This window comes from Companilactobacillus halodurans, from assembly GCF_009600985.1.
GTDB lineage: Bacteria > Bacillota > Bacilli > Lactobacillales > Lactobacillaceae > Companilactobacillus > Companilactobacillus halodurans.
The window spans coordinates 13,785-30,808 of the sequence record NZ_VDFP01000010.1 but is presented as its reverse complement, the minus strand read 5'-3'; the positions used below and the strand labels follow the sequence as shown (position 1 = coordinate 30,808).

Genomic DNA, 17,024 nt, shown 5'->3' with positions numbered 1-17,024 from the left:
ACCCGTCTCTTAGGTAGTGAAATAATTAAAACTTAGCATCAATTTATTTATATTCTGATTGATACTGCTCTTGATATTCAATTAATTCTTTAATATCTTGACACTTTGATAGAGCCGCTTGATATTGTTCATGAATATCGGGATTTACCCTTTCACCCTCATCTGTATCGACCATATGAACTTCCTCAGTACCAGCCTGCAATGAAGTTTTAAAGTACCACATTTTATAATGTAAAAAGTCTAATTGATCTTGTAAATTTTCAATTTGATTCTTTACTGATTTTTCTTCGTTATTAAGTAAATCATATCTTTCCTGAAGAGTAATATCACCTTTCATACAAAGATTAATGAAATGGCGAATCTCTTTAATAGTCATTCCACATTTTTTCATACAATCAATTACTTCTAAAAAATTAAGGTCATTATCTTTAAATGAACGTCGACCAGCTTGATCACAATCAACAAATGGCAATAATCCATTTTTATCATAAAATCTTAAAGTAGACGTTGGTAAATTCAATTTTTTAGCAACATCGCCAATTAAATATCGCAAAATATTTCAATCCTTTCTTGACTTAAACCATGGTTTAAGCAGTATTGTAGCACACGTAATTAAGAAATAATTATTTAATTAGGAAGGAATTTATTAAAATGAATAAAACATGGTTAGTAACCGGTACGCATACTGGTTTTGGAAAACAATTAGCAATTAAATTAGCACAACAAAAGAATGTTAATTTAGTCGCTACTTCAAGAAAGCCAGGTCAATTAGATTATTTGGATCAATATGATCATGGTCAAATCATTAAAGTTATTCTCGATGTAACTAATCATAGTCAAGTTATTGATGCAGTTAATTCAGCGATGGACCATTTTAAACAAATTGATGTCTTAGTAAACAATGCCGGAATAGGCTATTTTGGTACTTTTGAGGAATCAGCAATTGATGAGGCTAAATATATGTTTGACGTTAATGTTTGGGGGCTAGTCGATATGACTCGTCAAGTGCTTCCAATCATGCGCAAACAAAAATCGGGAGCAATTGTAAACTTTTCATCCATTGGCGGACTTTATTCATTCCCAACACTTTCTTTCTATCATGGAACAAAATATGCTGTTGAGGGAATCACTGATTCAATCCGCAAAGAGGTCGAAGGTCTTGGTATCAAAACTATGCTAGTAGAACCCAGTGGATTCCGTACTGACTGGGCGGGACGTTCTTCACATAAAACTCTACCAACTCATGAAGACTATGAACAATTTGTTGAATTTATTAATCAAAATGCAACTGGTGCACACCATGAACCTGGTGATCCACAAAAAGCTGCTGAAATTATCATTGATCAAGTTGTAAATAACTTTGACAATCTACCTATGCATCTACCTTTGGGTAAAACTTCTTCAAACCTTGCGATTAAAAAGTACGAAGAACTTTTGAAAGAATTTAAAGACTTACGTAAAATTTCATTGTCAGCAGATCAGCCGGAATAAGGTTAGAATTGATTATGGAAATACAAATGGTTTCAATATCCGTAAAATAGGAGAGATATAAATGGCTAAGAGTGAATTACAAAAGCTTGAAGATGGTGAATGGTATAAATTAACTGACCAAGAAGTTGCTAATAGAAAGATTAACTCCGCAACTTTATGTCGAGATTTTAATGCTATTCCAGAAAATCAACCGGATAAGCAAGAGGCTAAAGCTCGTGAAATTTTTGGTTCGGCTGGTAAAAACTTGATTGTTCATAGTCGATTAAATGTAGATTATGGTAAAAATATTCATATAGGTGACAATTTTTTATCTAACTATAACTTAACTATTTTAGATATTGCACCAGTTAATATTGGCGACAATGTTTGGATTGGTCCAAACACTGATATTTATACTGTTAATCATCCATTGACTGCTAAAGGTCGCAAACAGCGACTTGGAATTGGTAAAGTTGTTAACATTGGTAATGATGTTTGGATTGGCGGCCACTGTACAATTTGTCCTGGAGTTACTATTGGCAATGGTGCGGTTATTGCTGCTGGTGCTGTTGTAACTAAGGATATTCCTGATAACGTTTTGGTTGGTGGCGTTCCAGCTAAAGTTATTAAAAAGATTGAACAATAACTAAAAGTATAATTGTGTTTAGATACATTAAAAGAAGCTGAACTCTTAATGGGGTTCAGCTTCTTTTTTGGTTTTGATGATGATAATTTTTTCTTTGGGGATGTTTTTAACTTTAATAACATACGGTTATTTGCTGTATAACCATTGGTTCTGGCTATATAGTGGAAACGAGCTCCACAAGCCAGCTACTTCCGGTTAAGCCTATTTCACGAATCACTCGCAAAGTGCGCGAGCAATTTGTGAAATTGTCTTAATCCTCGGTAGCTCCCGGGCTTGTTGCGCTCTCTGTTCTACAACATCAATCCAACTGAATAGTGAATAGCCATAGTAATCAATCCAACGATAATATTTCTTACCATCGCTGTCTTGACTAATCCATCACCTAACTTAGCACTTAAATATCCTGTCAAGGCAACTGATAGGGTTACGGCTAATATTGTGCCGGGCCATTTGATTGAGGCTGGCAATAGGGTCATGGCTACTAACGGAAAGATTCCACCTGCTGAGGCTGATACTAGTGATGAAAAGGCTGCATCCCAGGGGCTCATGTAATGTCCTAATTGTAGGTCATACTTAACTCGGACAACGGTTCCTAAGGCATCTTTTTCCATTAATTCTTTCGCAATTTTATCGGCAGTAACTTGCTTAACGCCACGGTCGACGTAATAGGCTGCTACTACTTCTAATTCATCTTGATAATTAGTTTTAATTAGGTCGCGTTCTTTTTCGATAGCGGCTCTTTCTGTATCTTTTTGCGAACTTACTGAAGCATATTCACCTGAAGCCATTGAAAAGGCACAAGCTAGCAAGTCAGATAATCCGGCAATAAAGATAGTGAAGGTGTTGGTCGTTGCTACGGCGACTGAGAACAAGACACCGACAACGGTCAAGATACCATCGTTTGATCCTAGAACACCAGCACGGAGAGTATTGGAACGTTCGGCCATAGTTTTCTTTTGTTTTTTAGGTTTAGTCATAGTCACTGATTTCATTTTTCTTCCTCCCTACTAGTGTGCAAATAGCGAACCAATTGCAAAGGTTACGAACATTGTTAAAAGTCCGGAGACAACGTTTCTAATAACAGCTTTGCCTCGTTTAGCTCCGCCAAGGGTTGCGGCAGCGTATCCGGTAATTACTAAAGCGATGATAACGGCGATGACAGTCGCAATCATTCTGATATTTTCGGGAAACATCGTGATTGAGACCAATGGCAAAATCGAACCGGTTGGGAATGATATCATTGATGCCAACGCAGCTGAGATAGCACTAGTCTGCTCTTTAGGATTAAAACCATATTTTTCACGAACAGCAACATCTATCGGATCATCGCTTAACATTTCGGTAGTGGCTTGAGTTGCTAATTCATTGGAAATCCCAGTACTTTGATATTTATCACGAATCGAATTGAATTCTTCTTCATAATGCCCATCTAAAGCGGCTGATTCTTTTTCAATCGCACGCTTTTCACTATCACGTTGGGTACTTACAGAGACCCACTCGCCCATTGCCATTGAGATAGTACCGGCTAACATTCCGGCAATCCCTGACAAGAAGATAGCGTGACTGTTGCTTTGGGCTCCAGCAACACCGATAACAATTCCGGCAACTGAAATGATTCCATCATTAGCGCCCATGACACTGGCACGCATAACATTGATCTTTTCAGCTAAACTTTGTTTCTTTTTTTCTTTAGGCATTTAGCTCACTCCTTAATTGTATCTCAGATTGGAATGGTTCTCATCTGCTAACGAGTACATAATAACGCAGGCTTTCTGAAAAGTAAACAATTAGTGACATAAAAGCGATTTCAGCAGAAAAGTCTTCTTTTCTTGGAATTATCATATATTTAGTAATATAATCAAGCTGTAATGATTCTTAGATAGAAAGGAAGATTGCTCATGGCTAGTAATGCCGTAATGGAAGAAACGTTACAGGTCTTGAAAGAACACAAATTAAGAGTCACGCCACAACGCCACATTATTTTGGCCTACTTAGTTAGCCATCATAATCATCCAACAGTTGAGACAATCCGCGACGATGTGGGCAAAGAACTACCTAACGTCGGTTCATCTACGATTTATAATACCTTAAACACCTTTGTTGACCATCATTTAGTCGTTGAACTTCAAAACGGTGACGGCAGTACCCACTATGATTACTTTGGTACTCCCCACTATCACGCTATTTGCACGAACTGTGGACGTATTGTCGATGTTACGTATCCCGGTTTTGGCGATACCGAAAAAAACTTTGAAGAAAAGACTGCTGAACTATCTGGATATATGATTTCCGGCAATCATATGGAAGTTTATGGTCTCTGCCCTGAATGTCAAATCAAATTAGGAATTAAAAATTAGTGAAAAAAACTATCTACTTTATTTGTAGTGGCAATGCCTGCCGTAGCCAAATGGCTGAGGGCTATGCTAAAAGTTTCCTACCTGATTGGGACGTCAGAAGTGCCGGAATCAGAGCTGATGGACTCAATCAAAGAGCTGTTCAAGCTATGTCAGATGATGGAATCGATATTTCAGATCAAAAATCACAAGTAATCGATGAAAAGTTTATGCAAGAAGCTACAATTGTTATTACTCTTTGTGGCGAAGCACGTGATAAATGCATTATTCCTCAACACGCTCGCTGGTTGCATTGGCCTATAAACGACCCTGCACTAGCTTCTGGCAGCGAAGAAGAAATTGCCAAAGCTTTTATTGAAGCTCGCGATGAAATCAAACAAGACGTTTCTAAATTAGCCGATTATTTAAAGAAGCAACTTTAGTCAGAATCACAGAGTTCTCTGTGGTTCTTTTTTTGTTTTTATTCAAATGATAAATTTTATCATTTACATTTTGATGAACTTACATTAAGATTAAATAGTAATTTTTATTATTAAGGGAGAAAAATCTATGTTTAAAAAGTACCGAATACTTTTTGGAATCATTCTTATCTGCAGTCTGTTTTTAGCATTTTTATCAGGCTGCTCTAACAAAAAAGTTTCAAGTTCTTCACAGAAGCTAAACATCATCACCACAACCGATTTTTATGGCGAAGCTGCTAAAAAAGTCGTCGGTAATAAGGGAACTGTTACTTCATTGATCAACAACCCCGCTATCGACCCTCACGACTACGAACCAACGACTGATACTGCTAAAAAAGTTAGTAAAGCTGACATCACGGTTGCTAACGGTTTAGGTTATGATTCTTGGATGAACAAATTGAACAAAAAATCTGATGATTCCTTCATTAAAATAGGTGAAGACGTCATGCACAAAAAAACTGGCGACAATCCTCATATTTGGTACAATCCTCAAACTATGCCTAAATATACGCGCCTCTTAGCTAAAAAATTAGCCAAGAAAGATCCTAAGAATAAACAATATTATGAAAAGAACGCTCAAAAATATATCAACTCGTTAAAGCCTGTGCAAAACGAATTAACTAAACTCAAGCAACTGTCAGAAAAATTGCCTAACAAAAATGTTTATGTCAGTGAACCTGTTTTTGACTATTCAATTTCTGCTTTAGGCTTCAAAGTCACTAACAAGAGTTTTGAAAAGGCAGTTGAAAATGGTACTGATCCAACACCGTCTGAAATCAAAAAAATGCATCAAGGCATCAAAGACAAAAAAATTGCCTTCTTCGTTCTCAACAGTCAAACTGACAGCAAACTTGTTAATAACTTAGTAAAAATGGCAAAGAAAAATAACATCCCCGTTCTCAAAGTGACTGAAACTTTGCCTAAAGACAAAACTTATCAAGAATGGATGTTATCGCAATATCAACAATTATCTAAAATTTTACAAAGAGAGTGAACAAATTGATTAGAGCACAAAACTTAACTAAACGATTTGGTAATCAATTAGTTTTTCATGACTTAAATTTTCAAATCAACGATGGCGAATTCATCAGTTTAATTGGACCAAATGGTTCTGGTAAAACAACGCTAGTTAAAATCCTCATGGGACTGGAAAAGAAATCAAGTGGCGAATTATTAATCGATTCCAAACAAACGATTGGCTACGTCCCCCAATTTCGCAACATCGACTTAGACTATCCTTTAGATATTGAACAATTTATTCGTCTCAATCTAAAATTTACGCTCAGTCCTGCTAAAAGAAAAAATGGCAATGAAATGATCAAGACAATCTTAGAAAAAACTGGTTTGACTAACTTAAAGAATCGTCCTTTAGGTTTAGCTTCTGGTGGCGAGAAACAAAAAGCTTATTTAGCCCAAGCACTTTTAAATGACCCCAAAGTTTTAATTCTCGACGAGTCAACAGCCAGCCTTGACGTAGAAGTGAAGTTACAGCTGATGGACCTAGTTCAAGAGTTAAATCGAAAATATCATTTAACAGTTATTTTCATCAGCCACGATTATGATTTAACTAAAAAGTATACTAAACGAGCTTTGTTATTTAAAAATAAAACATTGACTGAAATTTCAGCTCAAGATATTTCAGAAGACATGTTTGGGATGGAGGCTTAAAAATGTTTGAATATGAATTTATGCGTCAAGCCTTCATTGCTAGTACCTTTATCGCAATTACAGCCGGTATCGTCGGCGTCTTCGTTGTTTCTAGAAATATGTCCTTTTTATCGCACACTCTTTCAGAAATTGGCTTTGCGGGAGCATCGTTTGGTATTTTAGTGGGCATCTCTCCTTTAGCTGGAATGATTCTGTTCACTTTAGTCAGTTCAGTCGCGGTCGGAAGTCTAAGTAGCGAATCTTCCAGAAGAGAGGCCTCAATCAGTGCCATTTCTTCACTCTTCATTGGTTTAGGGATTCTTTTCCTATCGCTTTCTTCTGAATCAAGCAGTTATGCAACAAACATTCTCTTTGGAAGCATCGTCGGTATCAGTGCTAAAGAAGTTCAACAATTATTGATTTTAGCTTTGTTTGTAATTTTTATTTTCGTAATTTTTTACAAACCATTAACTTTTGATTCCTTCGACCACATCGGGGCTCAAGCTTCAGGATTAAAAACGCGTTTGCTTTCGATTGCCTTTTTAGTAACTTTAGCTTTGAGCGTCAGTATCGGTGCCCAAATCGTTGGTTCTTTGTTAGTCTTCGTTTTACTAACACTTCCCGGTGCCACAGCAAAATATTTAGTTCACTCGATTCCAAAACTCATTATGGTGTCAGTTGGATTATCTTTAGCAGGCGTTTGGTTAGGACTTTATCTAGCCTTCATCACTAATTGGCCCGTTACTTTCTTCATTTCAGCCTTTGAAGTTATCGCCTACTTCTTAGGTTTGACTTATAAGAATTGGAAACTCAATCATTAATAAAGAAGGCTGGTCATAACATGGTCAGTTTTAAAACATTAAGTAAAATGTCTCCTGGTAATTGAACTTTATTACTAGGAGACATTTGTTTTAAGCACAAAAAGCTATATTATGTTCCGCGTTTCAAGTTTAGGAGCAGAAATAGTTATATCTCAAACTCTTTTTAATTAATATTTGAAGAAATAAAAAACCTCCCTCTGAATCACAACAATTAGGAAGGTCTATCTCAACTTAAGAAATACTAATTTTTAATTTTTTGCCCATTACTGATGCGAGTATTGATAGTTTATCTACACTAATATTATGACCAGTTTCAATTCGAGCTATCGTTGATTGTGGCATATGAGCTTTTTGAGCAAGTTCACTTTGAGTCCAACCGAGCTCTTCTCTTGCTGTCAACAATGCAACAGCACTATTCATTTGATCATTATATTTATCAAATTCTTTTTTAAATTCTGGATTCTTTAAATCTTTTTTTAATTCTGAATCAAAACTAATATTATTTTTCATTAATATTCTCTCTTTCGACAATCTCTTTATATTCTCTCCTCAGCAATTTAGCATGTTCAATAACTCGAGGCGGTGTTTTTCCTGTTTTTTTAGTAAATCCATTGGTAAGCATGTATTTATTGTTAATAATATGAAAATATAAGACTCTTTGAATATTACTTCCAAGTTTTGATCTCACTTCATATAAGTCATTATCAATCTTTTTAACCCATTCCATCCTTTCGGAAATATAGAGACCATGTTCTTCGATATTGTATATTGTTGCCTTTAACTTAGCTAAATCTTTTAGTGGTAAACTACCATAAAATTCTCTAACTTCATTTTTGCCATCTGGACGTATATATTCTTCAAATTTCAACTTATATTTTTTCATATAGTTATTATAGCATATATGCTATTAAAGACACATGTTAAGGCTTATTTACAATCCTATATTTTAGTGTCCCCCCATTCTCTTTATGTCAAGAATTTCAAGAATAGATAATCCAAAAAAAAGTTCCAAGTCAAAATTGAATTCGACTTGGAACTTTTTAAATTGCTTATTAATTTTCGACAGCTAATTTCTTCGTGCATTCTGGGCATAAACCATAAACCTCAATTGCGTGACCCTCAACTGTATATCCTGGCAATTGATCAGTGAAGAACTCCATTGGACAAGCCTTAAGTTCAGTTACCTTGCCACAATTTTTACAAACGAAATGGTGGTGATGACGGTGTCTGAAATCACACTGATATTTAACTAGCGTATGATCTTTTTCTTGATACTCGACCAAACCGATTTCAGAGAACTCTTTGAGATTTCGATAGATGGTGTTATTGCTCATCCCTGGGTAAAGTTTGCGCATATAATTGACGATATCATTGATGGAAACGTATTGAACGGTAAATTTGCCTAAGTAATCCAACAAATCTGTCCGTTGTTTAGTTACTTTATAATTATTTTTTTTGAGAATTTCTATTGCTTTTTCCACGAGTCTCATTCCTTTTTTCTAATCATTTGTAGTGTACCATAATTAGTAATTATTACGCATTAGAAATGTTTTTAGTTATAATTAAGGTAAATTTGCTACTATTTGCTAGTATATATAGTAGAAACTATTGGTTGGGAGATTTGTTGTTAATGAAAAATACAATTTTAATCGTTGAAGATGAACGTAGTCTTTCAAGTTATGTCGGGAAAGAATTAGAATTTGAGGATTTCAATGTCATTATCGCTAACGATGGCGTTGAAGCCTTAGATTTGTATGAAAAAAATCAAAACAAACTCTTGTTGATCCTTTTGGACTGGATGTTACCAAAATTAGATGGTATGGAAGTTCTCAGAAGAATCAGAAAGAACGACCAAGTCCCAGTTATTGTCATGACCGCTCGAGATTATGTTGGCGATAAAGTTGCTGGTTTAGATAACGGTGCTGACGATTACATCACAAAGCCTTTTGAAATCGAGGAGCTCTTAGCTCGGATTCGTGTAATCCAACGACACGTTGAACACATGACAGAACCTGAACAAACCTATCAAGTAGCTGATCTGACTTTAAATACCAAATCGCATCAAGTTACACGAAATGGCGAGAATGTTCAATTAACTAGACGTGAATACGACCTCTTGCTCTTTTTCTTGCAGCATACTGGACAAGTCTTCACGCGTGATGAGTTACTCGACAACGTCTGGGGAAAAGATTTCCTTGGTCAACAAAATGTTGTTGATGTTTATGTCGGTTACCTTCGTGGAAAAATTGATGGCAAAAAAAATAAACCGCTGATTCAAACGATTCGCGGCGTTGGCTACTCACTTGAGGATGTTATCGAATGAACAAAAAAGTAGCGCCTACTTATCAAGAACTGATTAACAATGCCATCAGAAAACTAGTTATTATCATTACTGTGTCAATCAGCATATTGATTTTAGTCGTCGTAGGTATTCAGCGCTATTCACAAACTGTCAGGGATGCGCAAGGTCAGATGATGAGTCTTTATCGAGCTAACATCGATGATATTCCAAGTTTTATCCATTGGAACAATCAGAATAACCGTCACACGCGCCAAAATACGGTCATTCGTGTTAAGACGAAGCAGTCCTCTATCACGGCATCTTCTAGTCGCATGGGGCCTGATATCATCACGACTTCAGCTTCTAAAAAATTTATCAATCAACATAAGTTTAAAATTTTACCTGGTCAACATATCGTTTATGTCCAAGGCTACGGATTATTCTTATTCTACAAAAATTCTGAAGATGGTACGACTTATCAACTTTGGGCTAGTTTAAATAATTTAATCAGTAGTATGATTTTGCTTTTGATAATCATTAGCATCATCACCTTCATTACTTTAGGCTTTGGAACCTGGTGGGCAGCACAATTATCTGCTAAGTTAAGTTCGCCAACAATTGCTTTAGTAAATGAAACGAGAAAGAAAATTAAAGATACTGATGCTGACCAGCCAACTTTGCAAGTTCCTAAGAGTCCTCAAGAAATCAGTGAACTTGGTCATGTCTTCAATGAATTGTTAAAGACGCAAAATAAACGTCTGCAACGAGAACGGGACTTCGTTTCCAATGCTTCTCACGAATTGAAGACGCCAATCGCTGCCATTCGTGGAAATATTAATTTAATTAAGCGTCACGGCGATAAGCATCCCGATGTTATCCCTGAATCGCTTGGTTTTATTGATGAAGAATCATTGCGGATGCAAAATCTAATTAAGAACCTCTTAGATTTATCAAGAGCTGACCGAGCTGAGCTGATTTTAAAGGATGTTGATTTCTCTAAATTAGCTCAAAATATTGGTACGCAATATCAAAAGACGATTGCTCAGCACTTGAAATTAGAAATCGAACCAAATTTACATATTTCTGGAAACGACGATACTTTGAAGCAAATCATCGTCGCTTTATTGGACAACGCTAATAAATATTCTTCGGAAGATAAGCCGATTACTTTGAGTTTAAAGGAAGTCGATGGCAAAGCTCGTTTGGATATTGCTGATTTGGGAATCGGTATTCCTGATGATCAAAAGAGTTTGATTTTCCAAAGATTTTATCGGGTCGATGTTTCTCATTCTACTGAAATTAAAGGTAGTGGTTTGGGATTGTCGATTGTTTCGCAGTTGGTTAAGTTGAATAATGGAACGATTGAGGTTTTGGATAATCAGCCTTGTGGTTCTATTTTTCGGGTTTGGTTTTAGGATTGCTTATTATTATTTATGAGTCTCCTTTTTGGGGGCTTATTTTTTTTACTATGATTTTTTGATGGATAACAATTGCTCCCATGCTGCATAACCATACCCTTTCTGCTGCATAGTGGAAACGAGCTCCACAAGCCAGCTACTTCCGGTTAAGCCTATTTCCCAAACTGTTCGCATAGTACGCGAACACTTTGGAAAATTGTCTTAATCCTCGGTAGCTCCCGGGCTTGTTGCGCTCTCTTGCTTTCTAAGTTTTTCTTATATAAACCTTATCAAACCTAAGTAGTTCCTTCTCATAAATCCTTGTAAACTATGTTTATTCAATGAAATAAATAAACTAATAAAAAATAATGATTTATCGTAATGAAATGAAAGGACATGGTACTACTTATGTCAGAACTTACTGAAAGATTAAACCAACAATTGCTTGCTGGTGCTTCTCGTCCTTTGATGCAGGATGCAAAGGCGCACTGGTACTCTGGTAACGAGCTTAACTTAGAAAAAAATGTTTGGAAGAATTACTGGAAGAACAAGGGTATTGGTCACAATGATATTGTTTTGATTGCTTTGACTAATTCAGTTTCTTACACTTTGGTCACTCAAAGTTTGTGGGAGATTGGTGCGATTGTTCAACCTATCAATCCTAAGACTACTGAAATTCAAATTAGCGAATTGGAAAATCAATATCACTATTCTGCTATTGTCGTTAACAGCGATGTTTCACAGATGAAGTTTTTGGAGCCTACTTTCTCCAGTCAACCTCGTTTGACTACTTTGCATGAACCTGAGGTTCAAATTTATGTTCGTAACAAACATGTGGCTCATTTAATTGATGATCCAGATGATGACCAAATCGGTCTTATCATGCACACTTCTGGAACTACTGGTAAGCCCAAACGTGTTGGTTTGACGCATCGTCAATTGTTGGCTGGTGCTTTTAATGTCATCGATAGTGAGGAGTTGACTGAAAAAGACAGTACTTTCATCTTAATGCCAATGTTCCACATCAATGCCATGGTCATCTCCAATTTAGCAACACGTTTATCTCATGGACAATTGCTCTTTAGACCAAAGTTCAGTGCTCACCTCTTTTGGAAAGAAGTTGGCGATGAAATGGTTACATGGGTGTCACTCACTCCAGCAATCGTTGCGATTCTTTTGCAACGTGAAGAAAAGCCGGCTGAAAACAACTTGCGATTTCTCAGAACTGCTTCAGCCCCTCTCTTACCAAGTATTCACAAAAAGTTCCACGAAAGATTTAACATTCCCTTAATTGAAAGTTACGGTATGACTGAAGCTGCGGGTCAGATTGCACAAAATCCACTCGAAAAGCCTATTCAAAATACTGTTGGAACAATCCATAAGATTGAAATTAAGATTTTAGATAAAGATTTAAAGGAACTTCCTATTGGTTCTGTTGGTGAAATTGCCTTAAAGGGCGACAACATCATTACTCACTATCTCGACCCTCAACCTGAGGCCTTTGACAATGGATTCCTTTTGACCGGAGACTTAGGTTCACTTGATATCAATGGTTACTTAACGATTGCTGGTCGTAGCAAGGAAATGATTATCCGTGGCGGTGAAAATGTTAATCCTCTTGCCGTTGAAAACTGCTTAGTCAATTTGAAATTTGTTAAGGAAGTCGCCGTTGTTGGAACTCCTGATTTGATTTACGGTGAAACTGTTACCGCCGTTATTGTTCCTAAAGAACAGACTAAAGAACATCAGCACCAACTTGCTTTGTTGAATGAATTAGCAAATGAGCAATTATTACCTGTTGAACGTCCCACAAAATACATTTTTGATATGAAATTACCTAAGAATGCTACTGGGAAAATTCAACGTACGCTTCTAGCTCAAGAAGTGACTCAACAACTTAAGGAGGCTTAAAAATGCAAAAATCTGTCACTTTAGATAGGAAAAAATCTTTTCACCTTCCAATCAATAAACTCTTACCATTTTTGATACCGATACTTGTTCTTTTATTATGGCAAATCAGCAGCAATTTAGGCTGGTTATCCAGTTCTGTCTTGCCTTCACCAATTGCAGTAGTTCAAGATGGCATCAAATTGACGATTTCAGGCGAACTACCTAAAAACTTAAGTATCAGTTTATATCGGGCCACAGTTGGTCTTTTGATTGGTGGTGGAGTTGGCTTTATTCTAGGATTTGTTAACGGAATGTCTCACACTTGCCGTTTACTATTTGATTCATCGATTCAAATGTTTCGTAATATCCCTCATTTAGCCCTTATCCCCTTAATCATCCTTTGGTTAGGAATCAATGAATCAGCTAAGATTTCTTTAGTTGCCATTGGTACGATGTTCCCAATTTATATCAACACTTTCCACGGAATTCGTTCTGTTGATTCAGATTTGATTGAAATGGGAAAATCTTATGAATTATCGAAAAAACAATTATTTTTCAAAATTATCTTTCCAGCGGCTTTACCACAGATTTTAGTTGGTATCCGCTACGCTCTAGGCGTGATGTGGACCACATTGATTGTTGCTGAAACAATTTCTGCTGATTCAGGTATCGGTTATATGGCTAATAATGCCGAAGACTTCATGGATATGGAGACAGTTGTCTTATGTATCGTCGTCTATGCTATCCTCGGAAAAATTTCTGATTTAGTCGCTAAAGGTTTTGAAAGTCTCTTATTAGATTGGCAAAATACTGGAAGGAGCAATGTTTAACGAGTGAACCAATGATTACTGTAAAAAATTTAAATAAAATGTATGATAATTTAACCGCATTACACGATATTGATCTAACTATCAACCAAGGTGAATTCGTAGCCTTAGTTGGTATGAGTGGTGGGGGTAAAAGTACCCTCTTGCGGTTGATTGCCGGACTAGAAAAACCTACTTCCGGTTCAGTTTCTATCAACGCTGATGATTCAAAATCATTGACACGAGTTATGTTTCAAGAAGATAGATTGCTTCCCTGGATGTCCGTTTTAGACAATTTATCCTTTGGTTCAAAGGATAAAAATACTAAAGCGCATGCCGAAGAATTATTGAAGCTAGTTGAATTGGAAGATTACGCAGATCACTTCCCTAATCAACTATCTGGTGGTCAAAAACAACGTGTCGCCTTAGCCAGAGCTTTGATGACTAATCCTAAGATTCTGCTATTGGATGAACCTTTAGGTGCCTTGGATGCTTTGACTAGACGTAAGATGCAAGATCTTATTTTAAACATCTGCAAGAAACAAGCATTGACTACCATCTTAGTCACTCACGATGTTGAAGAAGCTGCCCGCATGGCCGATCGTATCATTGTAATGAAGAACTCAACTAATTCTTATGAAGAAGATTGTCCTAAGAATCGCAATGCTGGTCAAATCGGTATTGTAGCCGATCGTGTCCTAGGTGAGATTTTAGACGAAAAGAAAACCCAAAAAGAATCTGCTTAATAGTTTCTTCTTAAACTTCGATTAGTATAAGATTCCGTCCTCCATAGCAAAGAAAATTTGGCAAAAGCGATGTGGGCACGACTTTAAGCCTTTGCCAAAATCGGGCAAAGTCTTAAAGCTCGGCCTTATTCTAAACAATAAATTGTTAAGAATAATTTCACATCTGAGCCAATTTTCTTTGCTATTCCGGACTGGATAGTGGTTTTATTTTGATAACAAACAACAAAAATATCTATTTGGATAACAGTTTATCGACTATATCTAGATAGATATTTTTTTGCTTTTGAATTGCTTGAAATAAACAATAAATGACGTTATCCAGTCGGGAGTGGCAGCTTTGTGGATGCTCAGTACTGAAATTTCACTTAGCGATTTATCGCTTAGTGAAAGACCAATCTTTGAGACAATTCCCGGTTTTGGAATTGGCTTAAAGTTGCGTCCAGTACGTTCCAGCGTCCACAAAGCAGAACGGACGACGGAATCCTGTACTAACTTAAGAATCAAAGAACAAGTCTTAATGGGCTTGCTTTTTTTGGTATTTTTTTATTTAAATTATTATTATTTTCTAATGTAAACTTTAATGTTTTAATTATCGATTAAGAGACTTTTCTAATAAAAGCTATGGTAAACTATGAGCTATCGAAATTGCCACGCTAAGGAGAAATTCTTTAATGTTAAAAATCAGCGAATTTGCTAAACTTGCTCACATCACTAGACGTTCTTTGATTCTCTACGATAAAAACGAATTATTTAAGCCTGCCATGGTCAATAAAGAAGGTTATCGCTTCTATGAATACGAGCAAGTTAATGAGTTAGCGACAATTCTAACTTTGAAAAAATTAGGATTATCGATTGCAGAGATTAAAAATATCAAGCAACAATCTGATATTTCTAATGACTTGTTGTTAAAATTAAAATCTCAAGTCAACGACCAAATCAGCGATTTGTTAAAGGTCAATACTTTTATCGACCGCAAATTGCTTAAAACAAGTGCTCCTAAAAAAGACTTCTATCAACCCTTTGAAGTCATTCATCAAGAATCTTTTTTCTGGCGTTCCAATATCTCAGACAATTGTTCTTCGCGACAAATTGCCAAAATCTTTTCTGAATTTCACAGTCATTTGGAACAATTCATGGGTATTAATGGAAATTACTCCGGTTTTATCATTGATTTGCCTAAAGCAGGCGAAGATAAAACTTTAGAGAACACTAATTTCAATCTCATCAAAGAAGCCACGATTCCGATAAACGACAACTTTATCACGACTATCACTCGCCCTGCTGGCAACTATTTAGCAATTGATATCCCCAGTCACTCTGGAGATAGCTGTCACAATCTCAAAAAGGGTCTCTCTATTTTAGAACAGTTGATTGAAGACAGAAACCTAGCAGTTGAGAAAAAGCTCTGGCATCTCAATTTAGGCAAGAATTCATCCCTACCCGATGCTCAAAATATTATTCGTTTGGAAATGCTGATTCGTGACTAACTGCAATTATTGCTCTTTTTAGTTGCAATCAAATTACCAACTGGCTTATTATTACGGGGCAATAATAATTTCAGTTAGGGATAATTCAACTGTGAAAAAATTTACGAAAATTACACTCTCGATTGCTGCTGGTGCAGTAATTTCTGACGTCATCATAAGTGATCTGTTATTCAATTATGCTTTCAACAGAAACGGCTTTAGTATTCGAGTCAAAAACACTTTAAGTCCTAACAGTCGTTGGTTCATGGACCAAAAACAAACTATCTGGGAACAAACTTTGCCAAACGGTCTTAAAATTCGTGCTCGCTTCTTGCCAGCTGACGACAAATCCTTTAAGACAGTAATCGTAGTGCACGGCTTTGGCAGTTCCAGTAAATACATGGGTTCATATGTGCGGATGTTTCACGACGCCGGTTATAACGTTTTAACTCCAGATTTACGTTCCTTTGGACTAAGTCAAGGCCAATATTCTGGTTACGGATTTCAAGACCGACCTGATATGGTCAATTGGATTAAACTGATCAATCAAAAATTTGGCAATAAATCAGAAATTGGCTTGTATGGCATCAGTATGGGAGCTTCCACTGTCATGTATGCTTTAGAAAAACCTCTGCCAAATGTTAAATTTGCGATAGCTGACTGTGGCTATTCTTCAATTTCTGGAGAATTGTCTTACCAATTAAAGGATATGTTTCACTTGCCAAGTTTTCCCATCATCCCTACGACAAGCCTCTTGAGTAAACTTTTAGCTGATTATAACTTTTATCAAGCTGACACGAAAAAATTTTTAAAAAATAATCTGGTTCCCTTATACATTATCCATGGAGCTGAAGATAAATTTGTTCCTACTAAAAATGCTTATCAAAATTTCAACTACAATAAAGGTCCTAAGAAACTTTGGATTGTTAAACATGCGGGACATGCGGGATCTCTTACTCAAAGCAGACAAACTTATATCGACAATGTCACAGCTTTTGCCAAAAAATATTTTTCAAACTAAAAAGGAGTTCTATCTGGT

21 protein-coding genes are annotated in these 17,024 nt (G+C 36.3%); 15 read left to right on the top strand and 6 right to left on the bottom strand.

Features of this window, described 5'->3' with window-relative positions:
* Window positions 1-43: 43 nt before the first annotated feature.
* Window positions 44-553 carry a MerR family transcriptional regulator gene (locus FHL06_RS06305; protein WP_153385382.1) on the bottom strand — a complete coding sequence of 170 codons (510 nt, stop codon included), beginning with the start codon at window positions 551-553 and terminating at the stop codon, window positions 44-46.
* 98 nt (window positions 554-651) lie between these two features.
* Here FHL06_RS06305 and FHL06_RS06300 point away from each other — a divergent pair, with 98 nt between their 5' ends.
* Entirely contained in the window at window positions 652-1,491 is an 840-nt protein-coding gene (locus FHL06_RS06300; RefSeq protein WP_153385381.1) for an oxidoreductase, read from the top strand.
* A 61-nt stretch (window positions 1,492-1,552) separates the two neighbouring features.
* The gene (locus FHL06_RS06295) at window positions 1,553-2,116 is read left to right on the top strand and encodes a sugar O-acetyltransferase (RefSeq protein WP_153385380.1); all 564 of its coding nucleotides are present in this window, start codon (window positions 1,553-1,555) and stop codon (window positions 2,114-2,116) included.
* Between the two features lie 290 nt (window positions 2,117-2,406).
* On the opposite strand, the gene FHL06_RS06290 is transcribed toward FHL06_RS06295, so the two are convergent.
* Window positions 2,407-3,108, bottom strand: a complete 702-nt coding sequence (locus tag FHL06_RS06290) for a VIT1/CCC1 transporter family protein (RefSeq protein WP_153385379.1) — start codon at window positions 3,106-3,108, stop codon at window positions 2,407-2,409.
* Window positions 3,109-3,123: 15 nt separating this feature from the next.
* A complete protein-coding gene (locus FHL06_RS06285) occupies window positions 3,124-3,813 on the bottom strand; it encodes a VIT1/CCC1 transporter family protein (protein ID WP_153385378.1) in 690 nt (229 codons plus the stop codon).
* Between the two features lie 201 nt (window positions 3,814-4,014).
* Between FHL06_RS06285 and FHL06_RS06280 the strand changes: the two genes are divergently transcribed.
* The 5 genes from FHL06_RS06280 to FHL06_RS06260 all read left to right on the top strand — a co-directional run bounded on the left by FHL06_RS06280 (window position 4,015) and on the right by FHL06_RS06260 (window position 7,399).
* Complete coding sequence (locus FHL06_RS06280) at window positions 4,015-4,473, top strand: Fur family transcriptional regulator (protein WP_153385377.1); 459 nt, start codon at window positions 4,015-4,017, stop codon at window positions 4,471-4,473.
* Complete coding sequence (locus tag FHL06_RS06275; protein WP_162000149.1) at window positions 4,473-4,892, top strand: arsenate reductase/protein-tyrosine-phosphatase family protein; 420 nt, start codon at window positions 4,473-4,475, stop codon at window positions 4,890-4,892. The genes FHL06_RS06280 and FHL06_RS06275 overlap by 1 nt, the downstream gene beginning before the upstream one ends.
* A 127-nt stretch (window positions 4,893-5,019) precedes the next feature.
* Window positions 5,020-5,925 (top strand): metal ABC transporter solute-binding protein, encoded by a 906-nt coding sequence (locus tag FHL06_RS06270; protein WP_153385376.1) that lies wholly within the window; start codon window positions 5,020-5,022, stop codon window positions 5,923-5,925.
* A gap of 5 nt (window positions 5,926-5,930) precedes the next feature.
* Window positions 5,931-6,599: a metal ABC transporter ATP-binding protein gene (locus FHL06_RS06265; protein ID WP_153385375.1), complete on the top strand. Its 669-nt coding sequence runs from the start codon at window positions 5,931-5,933 to the stop codon at window positions 6,597-6,599.
* Window positions 6,600-6,601: 2 nt separating this feature from the next.
* A complete protein-coding gene (locus tag FHL06_RS06260; RefSeq protein ID WP_153385374.1) occupies window positions 6,602-7,399 on the top strand; it encodes a metal ABC transporter permease in 798 nt (265 codons plus the stop codon).
* 231 nt (window positions 7,400-7,630) lie between these two features.
* Here the strand turns inward: FHL06_RS06260 and FHL06_RS06255 are convergent, their stop codons facing one another.
* The 3 genes from FHL06_RS06255 to FHL06_RS06245 all read right to left on the bottom strand — a co-directional run bounded on the left by FHL06_RS06255 (window position 7,631) and on the right by FHL06_RS06245 (window position 8,889).
* Entirely contained in the window at window positions 7,631-7,909 is a 279-nt protein-coding gene (locus tag FHL06_RS06255) for a helix-turn-helix domain-containing protein (RefSeq protein WP_153385373.1), read from the bottom strand.
* Entirely contained in the window at window positions 7,899-8,282 is a 384-nt protein-coding gene (locus FHL06_RS06250) for a type II toxin-antitoxin system RelE/ParE family toxin (RefSeq protein WP_153385372.1), read from the bottom strand. Before FHL06_RS06250 ends, FHL06_RS06255 begins: the two co-directional genes overlap by 11 nt.
* Window positions 8,283-8,451: 169 nt before the next feature.
* Window positions 8,452-8,889, bottom strand: a complete 438-nt coding sequence (locus tag FHL06_RS06245; RefSeq protein ID WP_153385371.1) for a Fur family transcriptional regulator — start codon at window positions 8,887-8,889, stop codon at window positions 8,452-8,454.
* 140 nt (window positions 8,890-9,029) lie between these two features.
* Here FHL06_RS06245 and FHL06_RS06240 point away from each other — a divergent pair, with 140 nt between their 5' ends.
* The 8 genes from FHL06_RS06240 (at window position 9,030) to FHL06_RS14675 (ending at window position 17,006) form a co-directional block, all read left to right on the top strand.
* Window positions 9,030-9,722 carry a response regulator transcription factor gene (locus FHL06_RS06240; RefSeq protein ID WP_153385370.1) on the top strand — a complete coding sequence of 231 codons (693 nt, stop codon included), beginning with the start codon at window positions 9,030-9,032 and terminating at the stop codon, window positions 9,720-9,722.
* A complete protein-coding gene (locus FHL06_RS06235; protein WP_153385369.1) occupies window positions 9,719-11,095 on the top strand; it encodes a sensor histidine kinase in 1,377 nt (458 codons plus the stop codon). The genes FHL06_RS06240 and FHL06_RS06235 overlap by 4 nt, the downstream gene beginning before the upstream one ends.
* Window positions 11,096-11,485: 390 nt before the next feature.
* On the top strand, window positions 11,486-12,988 hold the full coding sequence (locus FHL06_RS06230) for an AMP-binding protein (protein WP_153385368.1): 1,503 nt from the start codon (window positions 11,486-11,488) through the stop codon (window positions 12,986-12,988).
* A 2-nt stretch (window positions 12,989-12,990) separates the two neighbouring features.
* Window positions 12,991-13,797: an ABC transporter permease subunit gene (locus tag FHL06_RS06225; RefSeq protein ID WP_153385367.1), complete on the top strand. Its 807-nt coding sequence runs from the start codon at window positions 12,991-12,993 to the stop codon at window positions 13,795-13,797.
* Between the two features lie 11 nt (window positions 13,798-13,808).
* Entirely contained in the window at window positions 13,809-14,519 is a 711-nt protein-coding gene (locus tag FHL06_RS06220; protein ID WP_153385366.1) for an ABC transporter ATP-binding protein, read from the top strand.
* A gap of 343 nt (window positions 14,520-14,862) precedes the next feature.
* On the top strand, window positions 14,863-15,093 hold the full coding sequence (locus FHL06_RS06215) for a hypothetical protein (RefSeq protein ID WP_153385365.1): 231 nt from the start codon (window positions 14,863-14,865) through the stop codon (window positions 15,091-15,093).
* A 97-nt stretch (window positions 15,094-15,190) separates the two neighbouring features.
* Window positions 15,191-16,006, top strand: a complete 816-nt coding sequence (locus tag FHL06_RS06210) for a MerR family transcriptional regulator (RefSeq protein ID WP_153385364.1) — start codon at window positions 15,191-15,193, stop codon at window positions 16,004-16,006.
* A gap of 91 nt (window positions 16,007-16,097) precedes the next feature.
* A complete protein-coding gene (locus tag FHL06_RS14675; protein ID WP_162000148.1) occupies window positions 16,098-17,006 on the top strand; it encodes an alpha/beta fold hydrolase in 909 nt (302 codons plus the stop codon).
* The last annotated feature ends 18 nt before the right edge of the window (window positions 17,007-17,024 follow it).